This is a genomic window from Xanthomonas sp. WHRI 10204, from assembly GCF_040202875.1.
GTDB lineage: Bacteria > Pseudomonadota > Gammaproteobacteria > Xanthomonadales > Xanthomonadaceae > Xanthomonas.
In genome coordinates, this window is sequence record NZ_JBEGDW010000003.1 from 519839 (window position 1) to 534925 (window position 15087).

Genomic DNA, 15087 nt, shown 5'->3' on the forward strand with positions numbered 1-15087 from the left:
CGCACTTTCCCGCCGCATCGTGCTTTGATCGCGCATCCGCAGCGTCGCCTGGCCCCACAGCCGCAGGCGCCGCGGTCCAGCAACGCACCACACACCCGCCGCACTCCCAGCAACCCAAGGTGACCCCATGCAACTCCCAGCGCAGTGGCAGGCCGGCATCGATCGCAATAGCGAGGTCCTGCGCGGCCACGCGCAGCTACTCGCCAACTTCATCGTCCCGCGTCCCGCATCACCGGACACCACCACCCCGCGCGGCCAGATCGCAGCGATTGTCAGCACCACCCGCAGCCAGCCCACGCTGGTAGCACGTCATGCCACCCAGACGCTCACGCGCATCAACCAGGCAAACGACCGCCTATGCGCGATCACCCGCCTGCTGCCCGCACGCACCGCTGCCGATGCTGCGCGCGTACAGGCTGCGCTGGCCGGCGGCAGCGATGGCGGTGCGTTGGCCGGGGTGCCGTTCGTGGTCAAGGATCTGTTCGACGTCGCCGGCCAGGTCACCACCGCTGGCGCCGTGGTCCGCGCGCAGTGCGCGCCCGCCAGCCGCGATGCGGCGGTGGTGCAACGCCTGTGCGACGCCGGCGCGGTACTGGTGGGCACCGCCAACATGGACGAATTCGCCTACGGCTTTGCCACGGTCAACGCGCATTACGGCACCACCGCCAACCCGCACGATCACCGGCATCTGGCCGGTGGTTCGTCCGGCGGCTCGGCGGCAGCGGTGGCGGCCGGGCTAGTGCCGTTTGCACTCGGCTCGGACACCAACGGTTCCATCCGCGTGCCGGCCGCGCTGTGCGGCGTGTACGGCCTGCGCCCCACCCATGGCGCCGTGCCGTTGGAGGGCGTGTTTCCGTTCGTCGATGCACTGGATGTGGTCGGCCCGTTCGCTAACTCGGTGGCCGACCTGCGCCGCGTGTACGAAGTCATGCACGGCCATGCGCTGCGCAGTTGCAACGTCGCCAACCTGCGTATCGCCCGGCTCGGCGGCTGGTTTCAACGCAATCTCGATCCCGAGCTGGATGCCGGCATCGGCGCATTGCTGACCGCGTGCAACAGCAGCACGCTCGTCGAATTGCCGGAAGCAGAGCGCGCCCGCGCGGCTGCCTTCGTACTCACCGCGGCCGAGGGCGGTCACCGCCATCGCGCAGCACTCACCACGCACGGCGATCAATTCGACCCGGCCACGCGCGACCGCCTGTTCGCCGGTCTGCAGCTGCCGGCCAGCGCGGTGGCCGATGCACACCGCTTCGCACACTGGTTTCGCGCAGCCATGCAACAGCTGTGGGACGACGTGGACGTGCTGATCGCCCCGGCTACGCCCTGCGTTGCGCCGCGCATCGATCAGGACACCATCGTGATCGATGGCCTGCCCGTGTCTGCGCGCGCCAATCTCGGCATCTTCACCCAACCGCTCGGCCTGGCCGCCTGCCCGGTGCTGGCCGCACCATTGCCGCGTCCGGGGCGCCTGCCGCTGGGGGTGCAGTTGATCGCCGCACCCGGCCGCGAAGACCGCCTGTTCGCGCTCGCCGCACAACTCGAGCGCGACGGCTTGCTCGCCTTCAGCGCGCCGCCGGAGACACCCTGATGCTGCACACCTTGCGCGCACGTCGCGGCATGGTCGTCGCCCCGCACCATCTGGCCGCACAGGCCGGGCGCGACATCCTGCGCGCCGGCGGCAACGCCATCGAAGCGGCCGTCGCCACCGCCGCCTGCCTGGCCGTGGTGTATCCGCACATGACCGGCATCGGCGGCGATGGCTTCTGGCTGATCCATGAGCCCGACGGCCGCGTGCACGCCATCGATGCCTGCGGCCGCGCCGCGCAGGCGGCCACGCTGGACTTCTATCGCGGCCACACGCAGATCCCCTGGCGCGGCCCCGGTGCAGCCAACACCGTGGCTGGCACTGTCTCCGGCTGGGCGTTGGCGCTGCAACAGGCCGGTGGCGCACTGCCCTTGCCGCAGCTGCTGCAAGAGGCCATCCATCACGCCGACGCAGGCGTCCCCATCACCCTCGGCGGTGCACACGTCGCCGCCAGCAAGGGCGATGCACTGCGCTGCCTGCCCGGCGCGTATGCGCGCATCTTCGAGCCACGTGGCGCGCCCCTGCACGAAGGCGCAGTGCTGCAGCAGCCGCAACTCGCGCGCACCCTGCAGCGGCTGGCAAGCGATGGGCTGGACAGCTTCTACCGCGGCGCCCTGGCCGACGACATCGCCGCCGATCTGCACACGCTCGGCAGCCCGCTGCAGGCTAACGACCTGGCCACGCACAGCGCCGACGCCAGCGTGCCGCTGTCGGTCGCCATCGCCGGTGCGCGCTTGTACAACCATGCACCGCCCACGCAAGGGTTGGCCTCGCTGCTGATCCTGGCCTTGTTCGATCGCCTGCATGCCGACCAGCCGGACAGCTACGCGCATCTGCACGGCCTGATCGAGGCCACCAAACAAGCCTTCCTGATCCGCGATGCGCACATCGGCGACCCGGCCTGGATGTCGCTCGACGCACAGGCGCTGCTCGACGATAGCGCCGCGCTCGACGCACTCGCCGCGCGCATCGACATGACCACCGCGTTGCCGTGGCCGCAACCATCGCAGGCTGGCGACACTGTCTGGTTCGGCGCCATCGACGCGCATGGCCGCGCGGTCAGCTGCATCCAGTCCACCTATTTCGAATTCGGCTCCGGCCTGGTCCTGCCACGCACCGGTATCACCTGGCAAAACCGCGGTTGCAGCTTTCGTCTCGCACCCGATGGCTGGAACGCCCTCGCCCCAGGGCGCAAACCCTTCCACACCCTCAACCCCGCGCTGGCCACCTTCGACGACGGCCGCGTCATGACCTACGGCACCATGGGCGGCGAAGGCCAACCGCAAACCCAGGCGGCGATGTTCTCGCGCTACGCCCGCTACGGCATGCCGCTGCAACAAGCCATCACCGCACCGCGCTGGCTGCTCGGCCGCACCTGGGGCGAAGACAGCACCTCGCTGAAGCTGGAAGACCGCTTCGACCCGGCCGTGGTACAGGCACTAAGCGACGCCGGACATGCAGTGGAACTATTGCCCGCCCATACCTCGGTGATGGGCCATGCCGGTGCATTGGTGCGCGAGGTGGATGGCGTGATCAGCGGCGCCAGTGACCCGCGCTCAGATGGCGCGGTGGCTGGGTGGTGAGGGTTGGGGATTGGAGTTACCCAAGCGGGCCGACAAGATCAGGGAAGCCAAAACTTAGCGCGTTTTTCAACCCTGGGGACCACACAGATCAAATGCAGACTGACGCATCCCAGGCCGCAGCTCAAAGACTGCACATCACCCTATCGATTCAGTGCGCCTGAGGGTCGAAGTACGCCTGCCAGGACAGAGGCGAGGCCTGACATGATCGTGCCTTGTCGAAGAACGTCATGGCGTCCTTGCCGTTTCTGGAGTTGAGCAGTGCAACCCCGAGATTGAAGAAGGTATTTCTGTCTTGTGAGCCGTGCGCTATCGCATGGCGCAATTGCAGTGCGGCGTCTGTGTGTTGGCCTTGATCGCAAAGAACCGCACCCAGACAGGTGCGCAGGAGCGGGTTGTCTGAATCGTCCACCAGCGCTTCGCAAAGCAGCCGCTGAGCTTGCGCAAGATTCGCCTCCCACTTCTCTGGAGAGAGATATCCCTCTTGAACCAGCATGTTGCAAGCTTCTACAGTCTTCATTGGCGGCGCGCTTCTTTTTGGACGACACAGGTAAATCTTGATCGAAACCGAGCCAAATCGTTGCAATGGCATGCCCGTTCTTGGCTCGGCAACCAGCCTCGCAAGTGGCTCTACATCTTCCAGTGCTGGCTGGGCAACACGCAGCCGATGGCGTTTTTTTTGAAATCCACCGCCTAGCAGGTAGCCACGACGATTGACCTGTTCTCTCGACGCGGTGTGATTGTATCGGCGCTCCTCAATGAAGAGGCAGGCATGGCGAGCCATCAAGGCTGACACGTGTCGAAGCAAGCCACCTCCAGCCGCGCACGTTCCGCAGAGAACCGTGGTCATCCAGGCCTATGCCCAGCCGTCGCTCACACCGCTGCGGACCGCCAAGCTGCGCCGCGACTGCCCGGTGCTCAAGAACAAACGTTGACCGACACCCCAATCGAACACGCACGCGAGCAGATAGCCTGCGCAGCAGTACGCGCTGGCGCTTAGGATCGAGATTCCGGACGAAGCAGGCCGACAAGGTGAACATGTCATAGACTCTGGGCATGCTCTCCAAGGCGACCATAGCGGACCCAACTGCGCCAATCACTGGACAGTGATGCACTTGCTTTCTTGGGCATGCGGGGCGATGAGTAGGTAGGTCGCCGCGCTTATTTCGACAGACGTATCAAACCTTCCACCAAGGAGAGCCACATGACAGATCAAGAAGACAATCAACCGAGTCTGGAAGACGTCAAGCTGGCGTTCGACGGCCAGAGCCTGGATTGGTATCTGCAGAAGCTGGTCGCAACCGTCAACACCTCGAACGTGCAGTTCGGCATCACGCTGTTTGTGGAAGGCATCATCGTTTCCGGCCAGCTGGTTAGCGGGAAGCAGTACTTCGAGGCGTTTGCGCAGGAATTTTCCGCTGCCTATCCCGGCGATGCCGAGGAAAAAGAGGATATCCGTCGCGCGTTCGCCAGCCATGCCAGCATCTACGACACCGAGGACGATGCGCAGCAAAGCAGCAGGCCGCCGCAGTTCATTCACCTGATCGAGTCACGTTGCTTCTCGCCCGGCGGCCAGCCGCTGCCGAGCAACCGCGGCGTGCTGTGGCGCGGCAAGGTCAATGCCGTGTCCGGCTTTACGCTGGGATCGCTGTCGGCAGACTAAGCCCGATAGGCTCGGCATTGATGTGAGGTGCTCGCCACCTCACATCAAACTGTTCGAACGGATCTCCAGGCATGCTGCAGCGCTGCACAACGGCGAAGGCTGCGTGCGTTGCCGCCGCTGTTCCAGCCAGCGCCAGTGGCCCATGATTTACCGCGCTGGCTTGCCGGCCGTCTCACGCGGCGGCGCATTTTTCACGTAACGATCGAACCAGTCCAGCATCTCGGCCACCACGTCTTCGGTGGATTCGCGTGCGGTATACCAGTGCGGTTCGAACGGCAGCAATACCAGCCGTGCGGTGCCGCCGTTGCCACGAATCGCCTGGAACAAGCGCGGTGCCTGGGTGGTTTCGGTGCCGGGATTGGCGTCGTCCATGCCGTGCACGATCAACAATGGCTCGTTGATCTTGTCGGCGTGGAAGAATGCCGACGCCTGCGCGTAGATCTCCGGCGCGGCCCAGAACGAGCGGCGCTCGCTCTGGAAACCGAATGGCGTCAGCGTCTTGTTGTAACTGCCGCTGGTGGCGGCGCCGGCGCGGAACAGGTCGGTGTGTGCCAACAGGTTGGCCGTCATCAGCGCGCCGTGGCTATGCCCGGTGACACCGATACGCTGGCGGTCGACCACGCCCAGCTCCACTGCCTTGTCTACCGCGGCGGTGGCGTCGTCCACCAGCTGCTGCAGGTAGGTGTCGTACGCGGTCTTGGGGTCGCCGACGATGGGGAAGGCGGCATCGTCGATGATCGCGTAACCGGCCAAGAGCAGCACTTGGTAGTAGCTGAGGCGGGTGAAGTCGCGCTCGCTGGCGCCGCTGACCTGGCCGGCCTTGGAGGGGTCGGCATAGTCGAGCGGGTAGGCGTACAGGATCGCCGGCACGCGCGTGCCTTCCTTATAGCCGGGCGGCGTGTACAGGGTGAACGACAGCTCCACGCCATCCTTGCGCTTGTAGGTCACCAGACGCTTCTTGATCTGCCGCACCAGCGGGGTCGGATCCGGGAAACGGGTGACCGGCGTGGCAGTGGAGGCAAGGATCGCCTCACCCGTCGCCGCCGTCGGCAACGGCTGGCCCAGCGTGCGCAGATACACGTTGGGCGGGTCGGTCGGCGACTGGCGCCAGGTCAGCAGGCGCGACACGTCATCGCCGGCAAAGCCGAAGAACAGTTCGTCCACACTGGCGTCGCTGCGGAACAGTCGCTGGGTCTTGCCACTGGCCAGTGCATAGCGATCCAGAAACGGCCGGTCGCCCGCCGGTGAGGCGCCCTGCCCGCTCAGGAACAACGCACCCTGTTCTTCGCGCAGTACGGCCTGGCCGTTGGCCAGCAGATGCGTTTCCGGCACGCCGGGATCGGCATACAGGTCGTCGGTGGACAAGTCGAACAACACCCGCCCGGCAGTACCGGGGCGGTCGGCATCCAGCAGCGTGGTGCGACGCCAATGGCGGTTTTCGTCGTACTCGTCCAACAGCGCCCGGCCGCCTTCGGCAAACCACGACAGGCCGGCATAGCGCTGCTGCACGCGCGTGAGTTCACGCGGCTTGGCGGTGAACGGTGCAGCCAGCGTCATCAGCTTGTCGCGCGCGGGCACGCTGGTTTTCCAGTCGCCCCCATCCAGCGCCTCGGCCCAGACCAGCGTGGCCGGTTGATTGGCACGCCAGGAGTAGGCGCGCGGGCCGATCGCAACCCCTTGCACCGGCACCCGGTCGGCAACCGGCAGATCGGCCAGCCTGCGCTCGCTGCCGTTGGCCAGATCCAGCACCGCCACCTCGTGGGCGAAGCGCGCATAAGTAGTGACGTAGGAATACGGCTGCTTCAACCGCTCCACCAGCACATGGCGGCCATCGGGCGCGCCATCCACGTTGCTGTAGACCGCAGGCGAACCGAGCTTGCGCTGGGTGCCGGTGGCCGCATCCACCATGAGCAGCTGGGAGGTGGCGTAGTAGCTAAACAAGGCCTCGTCTTCTGGGCTGGAGAGCGTGTCGCGCGCCTCGTAGGTGCTGCTTTCGCCCTTGCCCTGGATGGTTTCCTTGACCTCCGGGCCCGGTGGCACCGCCGCCTTGCGCGGCGCGGCGCCCAGGTCATGCGGCACTGTCTTCAGCAGCAAGGTGTCGCTGCCGCCCAACCACTGGATTTCGCCACCCAGCACCGGGTTGAGTTGCACACCGTCGATCTTGCGAACGCTGCCGGTGGCCACCTCGCCCACCCAGAGCTCGACGCGATCGGCGGCCGTGTTGTTGAAGGCGAAGCGACGCCCGTCCGGCGACCACACCGGCGCTGCCGGGCAGGCGCCGGCCGGCAGGGTCACCGCGGTCTGCTTGCCAGTGGCGACGTCGACCAGGCTGAAGCCTTCCAGGCAGGAACGAATGCCGTAGCCGCTGGACATGTCGTGACGGCTATGCGTGCGCGGCTCCACCCGCACGCCGGCCAGCTTCAGGTACGGCTCGGCCACGCGCGCGATCGGTGGATACTGCGTGCGCTGCACCAGCAACAGGGTCTTGCCGGTGGGATCCAGCCGCGGCGATGGATTGAGCGGCGCGCGCAACACGCTCAAGAGCGGCTCCGGCGGCTGCCGGTAACCGCCATCGGGCGTGCCGGCAAAGGCAGACACCGGTAACAGGCTGGCAAGCACCAGCCATCCGCTCCATCGGTACGCGCTGAGCATCTCGGTCGTTCTCTGGGCAATGATCGCAGCAAACTAGCACGCGCCTGCAGCCCCACATCTGCGTGCGCACGCAGCCCTGTCGCCACGCCCGCAGCGTGCGTGCAAACGCGCCGGTTACGCCGATGCCGTGAGCGTCCGCTGCAGGAACTCACCGATGTACTGCGCGATCTCCGGCGCATGCGTTTCCAGCGCGAAGTGCCCCGTGTCCAGCAGATGGATTTCGGCCTTCGGCAGATCCTTGGCATACGCCTGCGCGCCCGCCGGAATAAAGGCCGGATCGTGCTTGCCCCACACCGCCAGCAACGGCGGCTGATGCTTGCGGAAATACGCGTGGAATGCCGGATAGGCCGCTACATTGCTGCGGTAATCCAAGATTAGATCCAGCTGGATGTCTTCCGCACCGGGGCGCGTCATGTACGCGATGTCCAATGTGTAGCCATCGGGCGAGAGCTTGCTCGGGTCGGCACCGGTGCCGTATTGCCAGTCGCGCGTGGTCTGCGGCGACAAGGTGGCGCGGCACGCTTCACGATTGGCGTCAGTCGGGTCGCGCCAATACGCTTGCCACGCACCCCACTGGTCGCTGAAGCCGTCCAGGTACGCATTGCCGTTCTGGCTGATGAGGGCGCTCACCTTGTGCGGATTTGCCGCAGCCAGACGAAACCCGACCGGCGCGCCGTAATCGAACAGATACAGCGCGTAACGGCGCAGTTCCAGTACTTCGGTAAAGCCCTCGATCACCTTGTAAAGCTGTTCGAAGGTGTAATCGAACTGCCCGCGTGGCGGCGCCTTGGTATTGCCGAAGCCCGGCAGGTCCGGTGCAATCAACCGGTAGCGGCTTGTCAACAACGGCATCAGATCGCGGAACATGTGGCTGGCGCTGGGGAAGCCATGCAGCAACAGCAACACAGGCGCATCCGCGCGCCCGGCTTCGCGATAGAACACCTCGACATCGCCGACGCGTTGGGTCTTGTAGGTCACGTTGATGCTTGGATCATGAGACATAGCGGCTCCTTTGTTGGTCTGCGTGTTGCCGGAAAGCGCGCCTGCATGCAGGCTGCCGGCGCCCAGCGCGACTGCCGTTCCGATGCACCAAACAAGCATCTTGCGGCGGCCGAGTTCAATCGCGTGATCGGCATTGAGCATGATGGGTGAGTGGGACTGCGTCATGGCACGTCGAAGATCGGATGAAGTGATCGACATGCTAGGCCTCGCTTCGCAGCAGCAGAACCACCGCGCCCATCAATTGACCATTGCGGCGCTCGCAATGCTGCGGCGCTCCCTGCACACGCCCTGCCCTGCACCGTGCATCGGCGGCGCACTGCTACTCTGTGGCGATAACCAGGCGTAAGGCACCGGTGGATCGCATCCAGGAAATGACGCTGTTTGCCGCACTTGCAGAGCAAGCGAGCTTTGCCGGCGTCGCGCGCCGCCTTGGCATTTCCACCGCCACGGTGACGCGCACCATTGCGCAGCTGGAAAAACGCCTCGGCGTGCTGCTGGTGGTGCGCACCACCCGCACCATGCGGCTCACCGAGGCTGGACAGCAGTACGCCATCGACTGCCGACGCCTGTTGGCCGACCTGGAGGATGTCGAAAACACAGCAGCCGGGTTGCACGCACTCCCCAGCGGATCGCTGACGGTGACGGCTCCGCAGATGTTCGGCGCGTTGCATGTCATGCCGGTGTTGACGCGCTTTCTCAGTCGTTACCCAAAGGTCACAGCACGCGCCATTCTGGCCGACCGCGTGCTACCACTGCTGGACGAGGGCATCGACGTCGCGGTGCGCATCGGCGCACTCCCCGATTCATCGTTGACCGCGATCCCGGTGGGCAGTGTGCGTCGCATGGTCTGCGCGTCGCCGGGCTATCTGGCAGAACACGGCATTGCGCAGCACCCAGACGATCTATTGCAGCACCGCACCCTCTCGGTCGCATCTTCGGAGCGCGCACCCAAGTGGCCGTTTCGCATCGATGGGCGTGAGTCTCTGGTCGAGGTTGGCTCACGCCTCAGCGTGACCTCGTCCAAGGCCGCCATCGGCGCCGCGGTACAGGGCTGGGGACTGACGCAAGTGCCGTCTTACCAGATCCGCGAATACCTCCAGAACGGCACACTCACGTGCATCCTCGAGACGTTCGAGATCGCACCGGAACCGGTACATGTGGTCTACGTGGAAGGCCGTCGGGGCTCATCCAAGGTGCGCACGTTTGTCGACGACTGCGTGGATGCCCTGCGGCAGGATCTGATTTCTGCTGCATCGCTGAGCTAGACGTTTCGCCGCCACTGTTCTCGGGTTGTCCCCTCATGCAGCGGCTAGCCAGTCAGGCCACGTCGACGGGATTGCTGCATTGCGCCTGCTCGATGAGTGCACCGGAATCACGGCCCAACAGTGCTGGCTTAGCCGGCTGCGACTGCATTGCCGAGACAGCCGACGCCCGGGGATGTAGACCTGGCAGGCGCACGCAGGATGCGTACGCCACGGCGTTAAACAGCGCTCGTCACCGGTCACGTTGACGCAGCGGACTTCGCAAGTCCCAAGGCAGCCGTTCGGATTGTCGATGCAACGCCAGTCTGGCGACAGCGCTGCACGGGGCTACACCGCGCCTACCCAACAACACCCTGCCCGGCCGATTGCCCGGGCACGCGCGGCGCCCATCCAACCAGTCCTTGGCAGGACCCGATATCGAGCATCAGCAAACGCTTGCTTTTTTAGATGATGATAATCATCATAAATTCCATCTCAACCCGAAGACCTGTCATGACCACGCGTCCCACTGTTCTGATCACCGGCGCTTCCAGTGGTATTGGCGCCGTCTATGCCCAGCGCTTTGCGCAGCGCGGCCATGCACTGGTGCTGGTGGCGCGCGACAAGCAGCGCCTGGAGGCATTGGCCGCGCATTTGCGCGACGCCCACGGCGTCACGGTCGACGTCTTGCAGGCAGACCTGACCAGCCACTCTGAGTTGGAGGCGGTCGAGGCGCGCCTGCGCGACGACAGCCAGATCGAGATCCTGATCAACAACGCCGGCATTGCGCAGTCCGGCGGGTTTCTGGACCAGGATGCCGCCAGCATCGAGCGCCTGGTCGCGCTTAACACCACCGCACCGACCCGCCTCGCGGCGGCGGTGGCCGCGCGCCTTGCCACTGCCGGTCGCGGCGCCATCGTCAACCTCGGCTCGGTGGTCGGGCTGGCGCCGGAGTTCGCCGCCACCGTCTATGGCGCGACCAAGGCCTACGTGCAGTTCCTGTCGCAGGGCCTGCACGTGGAACTCTCGCCCAAGGGCGTCTACGTGCAGGCCGTGCTGCCGGCCGCCACCCGCACCGAGATCTGGGAGCGCGCCGGGATGGACGTCAATGCATTGCCCGAGGTCATGGACGTGGAGGAGTTGGTCGATGCGGCGCTGGTCGGTTTCGACCGCCGCGAGCTGATCACCATCCCGCCGCTGCACGTGGCCGAACGCTGGGACGCACTGGACGGCGCCCGCCAGGGCCTGCTGTCGGACCTGCGCCAGGCGCATGCGGCCGAGCGGTATCACACCAGCACCTAAGCGCAATCCACGACGCGGCTGCGCGGGCGAGGCCACAACAGCCCTGCACGCCGCGCGTCAGCCGGCTGCACAGCAACACAGCCACGCGTTATCGCACGCTCCACGTGTGGCAACGCGCTCCTTCTTCACCGTGACCATCGAGAACATTCCATGACATCCAAGCATCCCGTGGCGCTGGTCACCGGCGCTTCTTCAGGTATCGGCCTTGCCGCGGCCACGCAACTGGCTGCGGCCGGCTACACCGTCTATGGCACCAGCCGCCGCGGCGCCGATGCAGGGCAGCGCGGCTTTCCGTTGCTGGCGCTGGACGTCACTGACGATGCGTCGGTGCAGGCCGCCATCGCCACGCTACAGACGCGCGAAGGACGCATCGACCTGTTGGTCAACAACGCCGGCATCGGCATCACCGGAGCCGCCGAGGAAAGCTCGATCGAGCAGGTGCGTGCGCTGTTCGACACCAACGTGCATGGCGTGGTGCGGGTGACCAATGCGGTGCTGCCGATCATGCGTGCGCAACGCAGCGGACGCATCCTCAACGTGGGCTCGGGTCTGGGCTTGCTGCCGGCACCCTTCAGTGCGTACTACTCGGCCACCAAGCACGCGCTGGAAGGCTATTCCGAATCGCTCGATCATGAAGTGCGCGGCTTCGGTATTCGCGTGGCGGTCATCGAGCCGGGCGCCACCAAGACCGGTTTCGAGTCGGGCACCGCAACGGCGGACCGCCTGCTGCCAGCCTACGATGCGCTACGCGCCAGCTACCAGCGCGCCTACGACACGGCGATGGCAGTTGCCGACAGCGCCGACAGCGTGGCCGAGACCATCGTGCGGGCGGCCCGCGACCAGCACCCCAAGCTGCGCTATCCCTCGGGTAAGTCGGCACGGCAAGGCGCATTCGCCAGGCGCTTTTTGCCACGCGCGTTGCTGGACAAGGTGCTGCACAAGCAATTCGGCATGGGCTGATTCCAGCCCTGGCGTACGCGCCGCGCGAAGCTCAGCTGGCACGGCGCTTAAGGCAACACGCATTGCGTGTTGCTGCGTCCGTGCCGGCGAGGGCGCTGGCATCACGGCTGTAGCCGCGCGCCGTTGCTAGCCACCAGCGACGACGCCAGCAGCAATACGCTTGCCCCAATGAATGTGGCGCCGATCGACAGGTGATCCAGCAACACACCGCCCAGCGCGCCACCGAGCATGATGGACAACTGGATCGCAGCCACCATCAGGCCGCCGCCGCTTTCCGGCGCATCTTTGATGCAGCGGCTCAGCCAGGTGGACCACGCCACCGGAATTGCCGCGTTGAGCGTGCCCCAGGCGATCATTGCCACCGCCACCGCCCACAGCACGTGGCCGCCCAGCAACATGCTAAGCGTTACGACGCCCAGTGCGGCCGGCAACACGCTGAGCAGGGTGAACAGCCGCTTGGCGACCAGCGCGGTGGCCGCGTAGGTGCCAACGAAGCCGGCAAGACCCAGGCCAAGCAGCAACAACGACAGCTGCGACACATCGACCTGCGCGACGGTTTCCAGGAACGGGCGGAAGTAGGTGAATGCAGAGAATGCGCCAGCAAAGCCAAGCATCACCGCAAGCATTGCGCGGGCGACGTAGCGGCGCTTCAACAAGCTGGCGATATCGCGCAGTGAACTGGCACCTTGCGCCGGCATCGACGGCAGGCTGCGCCATTGCCAGGCAATGGCCAGCAACACCAACGGCACCATTCCCCAGAACACACCACGCCAGCCGATGATGGCGCCGAGGTAACTGCCCAGCGGCGCGGCAAACGCGGTTGCCACGGCATTGCCGATAAACACGATGCCCAATGCCTTGGGCACGGAATGCTCGGGCATGATGCGCATCACCGTGGCGGTGGACAGCGCCCAGAACCCACCGATGGTGATGCCGAGCAAGGCACGCGCGACCATCAACATGCCAAAGCTGTGTGCGCTGGCAATCAGCAACAACGACAGCAACATCACCGCGCTCAGGCCCAGCAATACATGGCGCCGGTTCAAACGCGACGACAGCGGCGCGATCAGCAGGCTGGCAATCACCGCAAACAGGCCGGAGATGGAGATCGCCTGCCCGGCCATGCCGGCGCTTGCGTGCAAATCGGCGGCGATCGGCGTCAGCAGGCTCACCGGCATGAATTCCGATGCGATCAACAGCGCAACGCACAGCGACATCGAGCCGACCGCGCTCCAGGTCTGACGGGTCGCGACAACGGCATCGGGCTGGGCTGTATCGGTGGTCAAGGTGTTGGCTGGCATGGGGAAGCCTTAGGTAAGAGACAGGACACACGGCACATGGGCGCGCTACGGCGCGCAAGCGACTGTGCTGTTCGGGATGGATACGCTACGGGCGGCGATGGACTGCAACGGCCCTCGCTTGCTTCGGCCGCACGACAAACGTGATGCAGCGCATGATCGCGGCGCCGGCATACGCGTGTATGGAGGTTGCGCAGGTTACGTGGTCCGCGTGCGCGGAGTAAGACGCCTGCGCCGCACGGGCTTATGAGGTGCACTCATGAGCGTGGTCTGTGGATGATCGTGGTGAAGCGCGCGATGCACGGTAGTTCGACGGTGCGTCCATACACGCACAGGCAAGCAGATCGAATGCAATGCTGGTGCAGCCTCCATCCAGACGCCATCTTTGCCGCAGCTGCGCGGCTGCGGCGCCGGTTCTCAGGTTCAACGCCCTGGCTCACGGTGCCGCCGTTCGACTCACATAAGCAACGCTTGGCCGATCTCTGCAGATCCATGCAACGCGTCGCACGCCTGCAACGAGTGCTCCGCCATCACGCGCGCGCCTCAGCCTTTGTAACGCAATGCATCCAGCACCAGATTGAACGCTGGCGACGAGTGGCGGCGGCTGGGATAGAACGCATGCAGGCCCGGCCAGGTCGGCGACCAATCCTTCATGATCCAGCGCAGGCGTCCGGCCTTGATATGTGCGCGGGCAAGATCCTCCTGCACGAACGCGATGCCGAAACCGTCGACGGCCGCGTCCACCGCTTCATAGGTGCCGTTGAAGGTCAGCTGGCCCTGCACGCGCACGATGACTTCGCGGCCGTCCTTCTCCAGCTCCCAGGCATAGATGCCACCGGCGGTCTTCATACGCAGGTTGATGCAGCGATGCGCGGTGAGGTCCTGCGGCGTTTTCGGCAGCGGCCGGCGCGCCAGGTACGACGGCGATGCAACAAGCGCCATGCGCATGTCCGGCGCGATGCGCGCGGCGATCATGTCCTTTTCGACCTGGTCGCCCAGGCGCACGCCCAGATCGTAGCGATCGGCAACGATGTCGGTCAGTCCATTGTCGATGAACATTTCAACGTTGATGTCGGGGTATTGCTGCAGCAGCTTGGACAGCTTGGGCCACAGGATCGCGCGCGCGGCATAGTCGGTGGCGGTGATGCGCACGTTGCCTGCGGGGGTATCGCGCATTTCGCTCAGCGCCGACAGCGCGTCTTCGATCTCCGTAAATCGCGGCGCCACCGTCTGAATCAGACGCTCGCCCGCCTCGGTGGGCGCCACGCTGCGGGTGGTGCGCGTCAGCAGGCGCAAGCCCAGCGTGGCTTCGAGCCCACGGATGGTATGGCTCAACGCCGACTGCGAGACGCCCAGCGTGGCCGCGGCCCGGGTGAAGCTACCTTCGCGGACGATGGCGATCAGCGCCAACAAATCCTTGAAATTGTCGCGCGCCATTGGTGAATCTCTTTCATGGAATGCGCCGACTGTAGCAGCCGTTTGGATTCGAGGCGGCGCGGTTATCGCCACTTTCCTGCGGGGCTCCAAGGCACGGCGTGCGCGCCCCTGGCGTGCGTGCATTGGTGCGCCCGCGCCGCAAGCGTGGGCCGGGGCGTGGAGCGGGGGTTGGGATGAGTTGGGCTTGGCGAAGCAGGCGGTGCCTCGCTTCTATAGGCGCGTGGCGAGGCGTTTGTCCTTGCAGGGACTGACAGCGCTCTGCGGCGCCCCTCATCCGCCCTTCGGGCCCCTTCTCCCGATGGAGGAAGAGACGCATGGCCACGGTGCCTGTCGCATTTTTTGCAACGCGTGACCCTAAAAAAACCGC

11 protein-coding genes are annotated in these 15087 nt (G+C 65.5%); 6 read left to right on the top strand and 5 right to left on the bottom strand.

The genetic code is table 11. From position 1 onward, the window contains the following. Positions 1 to 127: 127 nt before the first annotated feature. Together ABQZ00_RS19225 and ABQZ00_RS19230 are read left to right on the top strand one after the other, a co-directional pair. Positions 128 to 1588 (top strand): AtzE family amidohydrolase, encoded by a 1461-nt coding sequence (locus ABQZ00_RS19225; RefSeq protein WP_323538459.1) that lies wholly within the window; start codon positions 128 to 130, stop codon positions 1586 to 1588. Further along, the gene (locus ABQZ00_RS19230; RefSeq protein WP_323538458.1) at positions 1588 to 3168 is read left to right on the top strand and encodes a gamma-glutamyltransferase family protein; all 1581 of its coding nucleotides are present in this window, start codon (positions 1588 to 1590) and stop codon (positions 3166 to 3168) included. The genes ABQZ00_RS19225 and ABQZ00_RS19230 overlap by 1 nt, the downstream gene beginning before the upstream one ends. A 148-nt stretch (positions 3169 to 3316) precedes the next feature. Here the strand turns inward: ABQZ00_RS19230 and ABQZ00_RS19235 are convergent, their stop codons facing one another. Beyond that, the gene (locus ABQZ00_RS19235) at positions 3317 to 3949 is read right to left on the bottom strand and encodes a tetratricopeptide repeat protein (RefSeq protein WP_323538457.1); all 633 of its coding nucleotides are present in this window, start codon (positions 3947 to 3949) and stop codon (positions 3317 to 3319) included. Between the two features lie 420 nt (positions 3950 to 4369). On the opposite strand from ABQZ00_RS19235, the gene gvpU reads away from it, so the two are divergent. Then, on the top strand, positions 4370 to 4828 hold the full coding sequence (gene gvpU, locus ABQZ00_RS19240) for a gas vesicle accessory protein GvpU (RefSeq protein WP_055853542.1): 459 nt from the start codon (positions 4370 to 4372) through the stop codon (positions 4826 to 4828). A gap of 147 nt (positions 4829 to 4975) precedes the next feature. Here gvpU and ABQZ00_RS19245 read toward each other — a convergent pair whose 3' ends face one another. Further along, positions 4976 to 7480 (bottom strand): S9 family peptidase, encoded by a 2505-nt coding sequence (locus tag ABQZ00_RS19245; RefSeq protein ID WP_323538456.1) that lies wholly within the window; start codon positions 7478 to 7480, stop codon positions 4976 to 4978. 114 nt (positions 7481 to 7594) lie between these two features. Next, positions 7595 to 8482, bottom strand: a complete 888-nt coding sequence (locus ABQZ00_RS19250; protein WP_323538455.1) for an alpha/beta fold hydrolase — start codon at positions 8480 to 8482, stop codon at positions 7595 to 7597. A 371-nt stretch (positions 8483 to 8853) separates the two neighbouring features. Between ABQZ00_RS19250 and ABQZ00_RS19255 the strand changes: the two genes are divergently transcribed. From ABQZ00_RS19255 to ABQZ00_RS19265, 3 genes are all read left to right on the top strand, one after another. Continuing rightward, entirely contained in the window at positions 8854 to 9747 is an 894-nt protein-coding gene (locus ABQZ00_RS19255) for a LysR family transcriptional regulator (RefSeq protein WP_323538663.1), read from the top strand. Between the two features lie 489 nt (positions 9748 to 10236). Further along, positions 10237 to 11025 carry an SDR family NAD(P)-dependent oxidoreductase gene (locus tag ABQZ00_RS19260; RefSeq protein WP_323538454.1) on the top strand — a complete coding sequence of 263 codons (789 nt, stop codon included), beginning with the start codon at positions 10237 to 10239 and terminating at the stop codon, positions 11023 to 11025. A gap of 150 nt (positions 11026 to 11175) precedes the next feature. Beyond that, positions 11176 to 11985 carry an oxidoreductase gene (locus ABQZ00_RS19265; protein WP_311239146.1) on the top strand — a complete coding sequence of 270 codons (810 nt, stop codon included), beginning with the start codon at positions 11176 to 11178 and terminating at the stop codon, positions 11983 to 11985. Positions 11986 to 12086: 101 nt separating this feature from the next. Here the strand turns inward: ABQZ00_RS19265 and ABQZ00_RS19270 are convergent, their stop codons facing one another. Further along, complete coding sequence (locus ABQZ00_RS19270) at positions 12087 to 13286, bottom strand: MFS transporter (RefSeq protein WP_311239145.1); 1200 nt, start codon at positions 13284 to 13286, stop codon at positions 12087 to 12089. Positions 13287 to 13826: 540 nt separating this feature from the next. Then, positions 13827 to 14720: a LysR family transcriptional regulator gene (locus ABQZ00_RS19275; RefSeq protein ID WP_115526780.1), complete on the bottom strand. Its 894-nt coding sequence runs from the start codon at positions 14718 to 14720 to the stop codon at positions 13827 to 13829. Between the last annotated feature and the right edge of the window lie 367 nt (positions 14721 to 15087).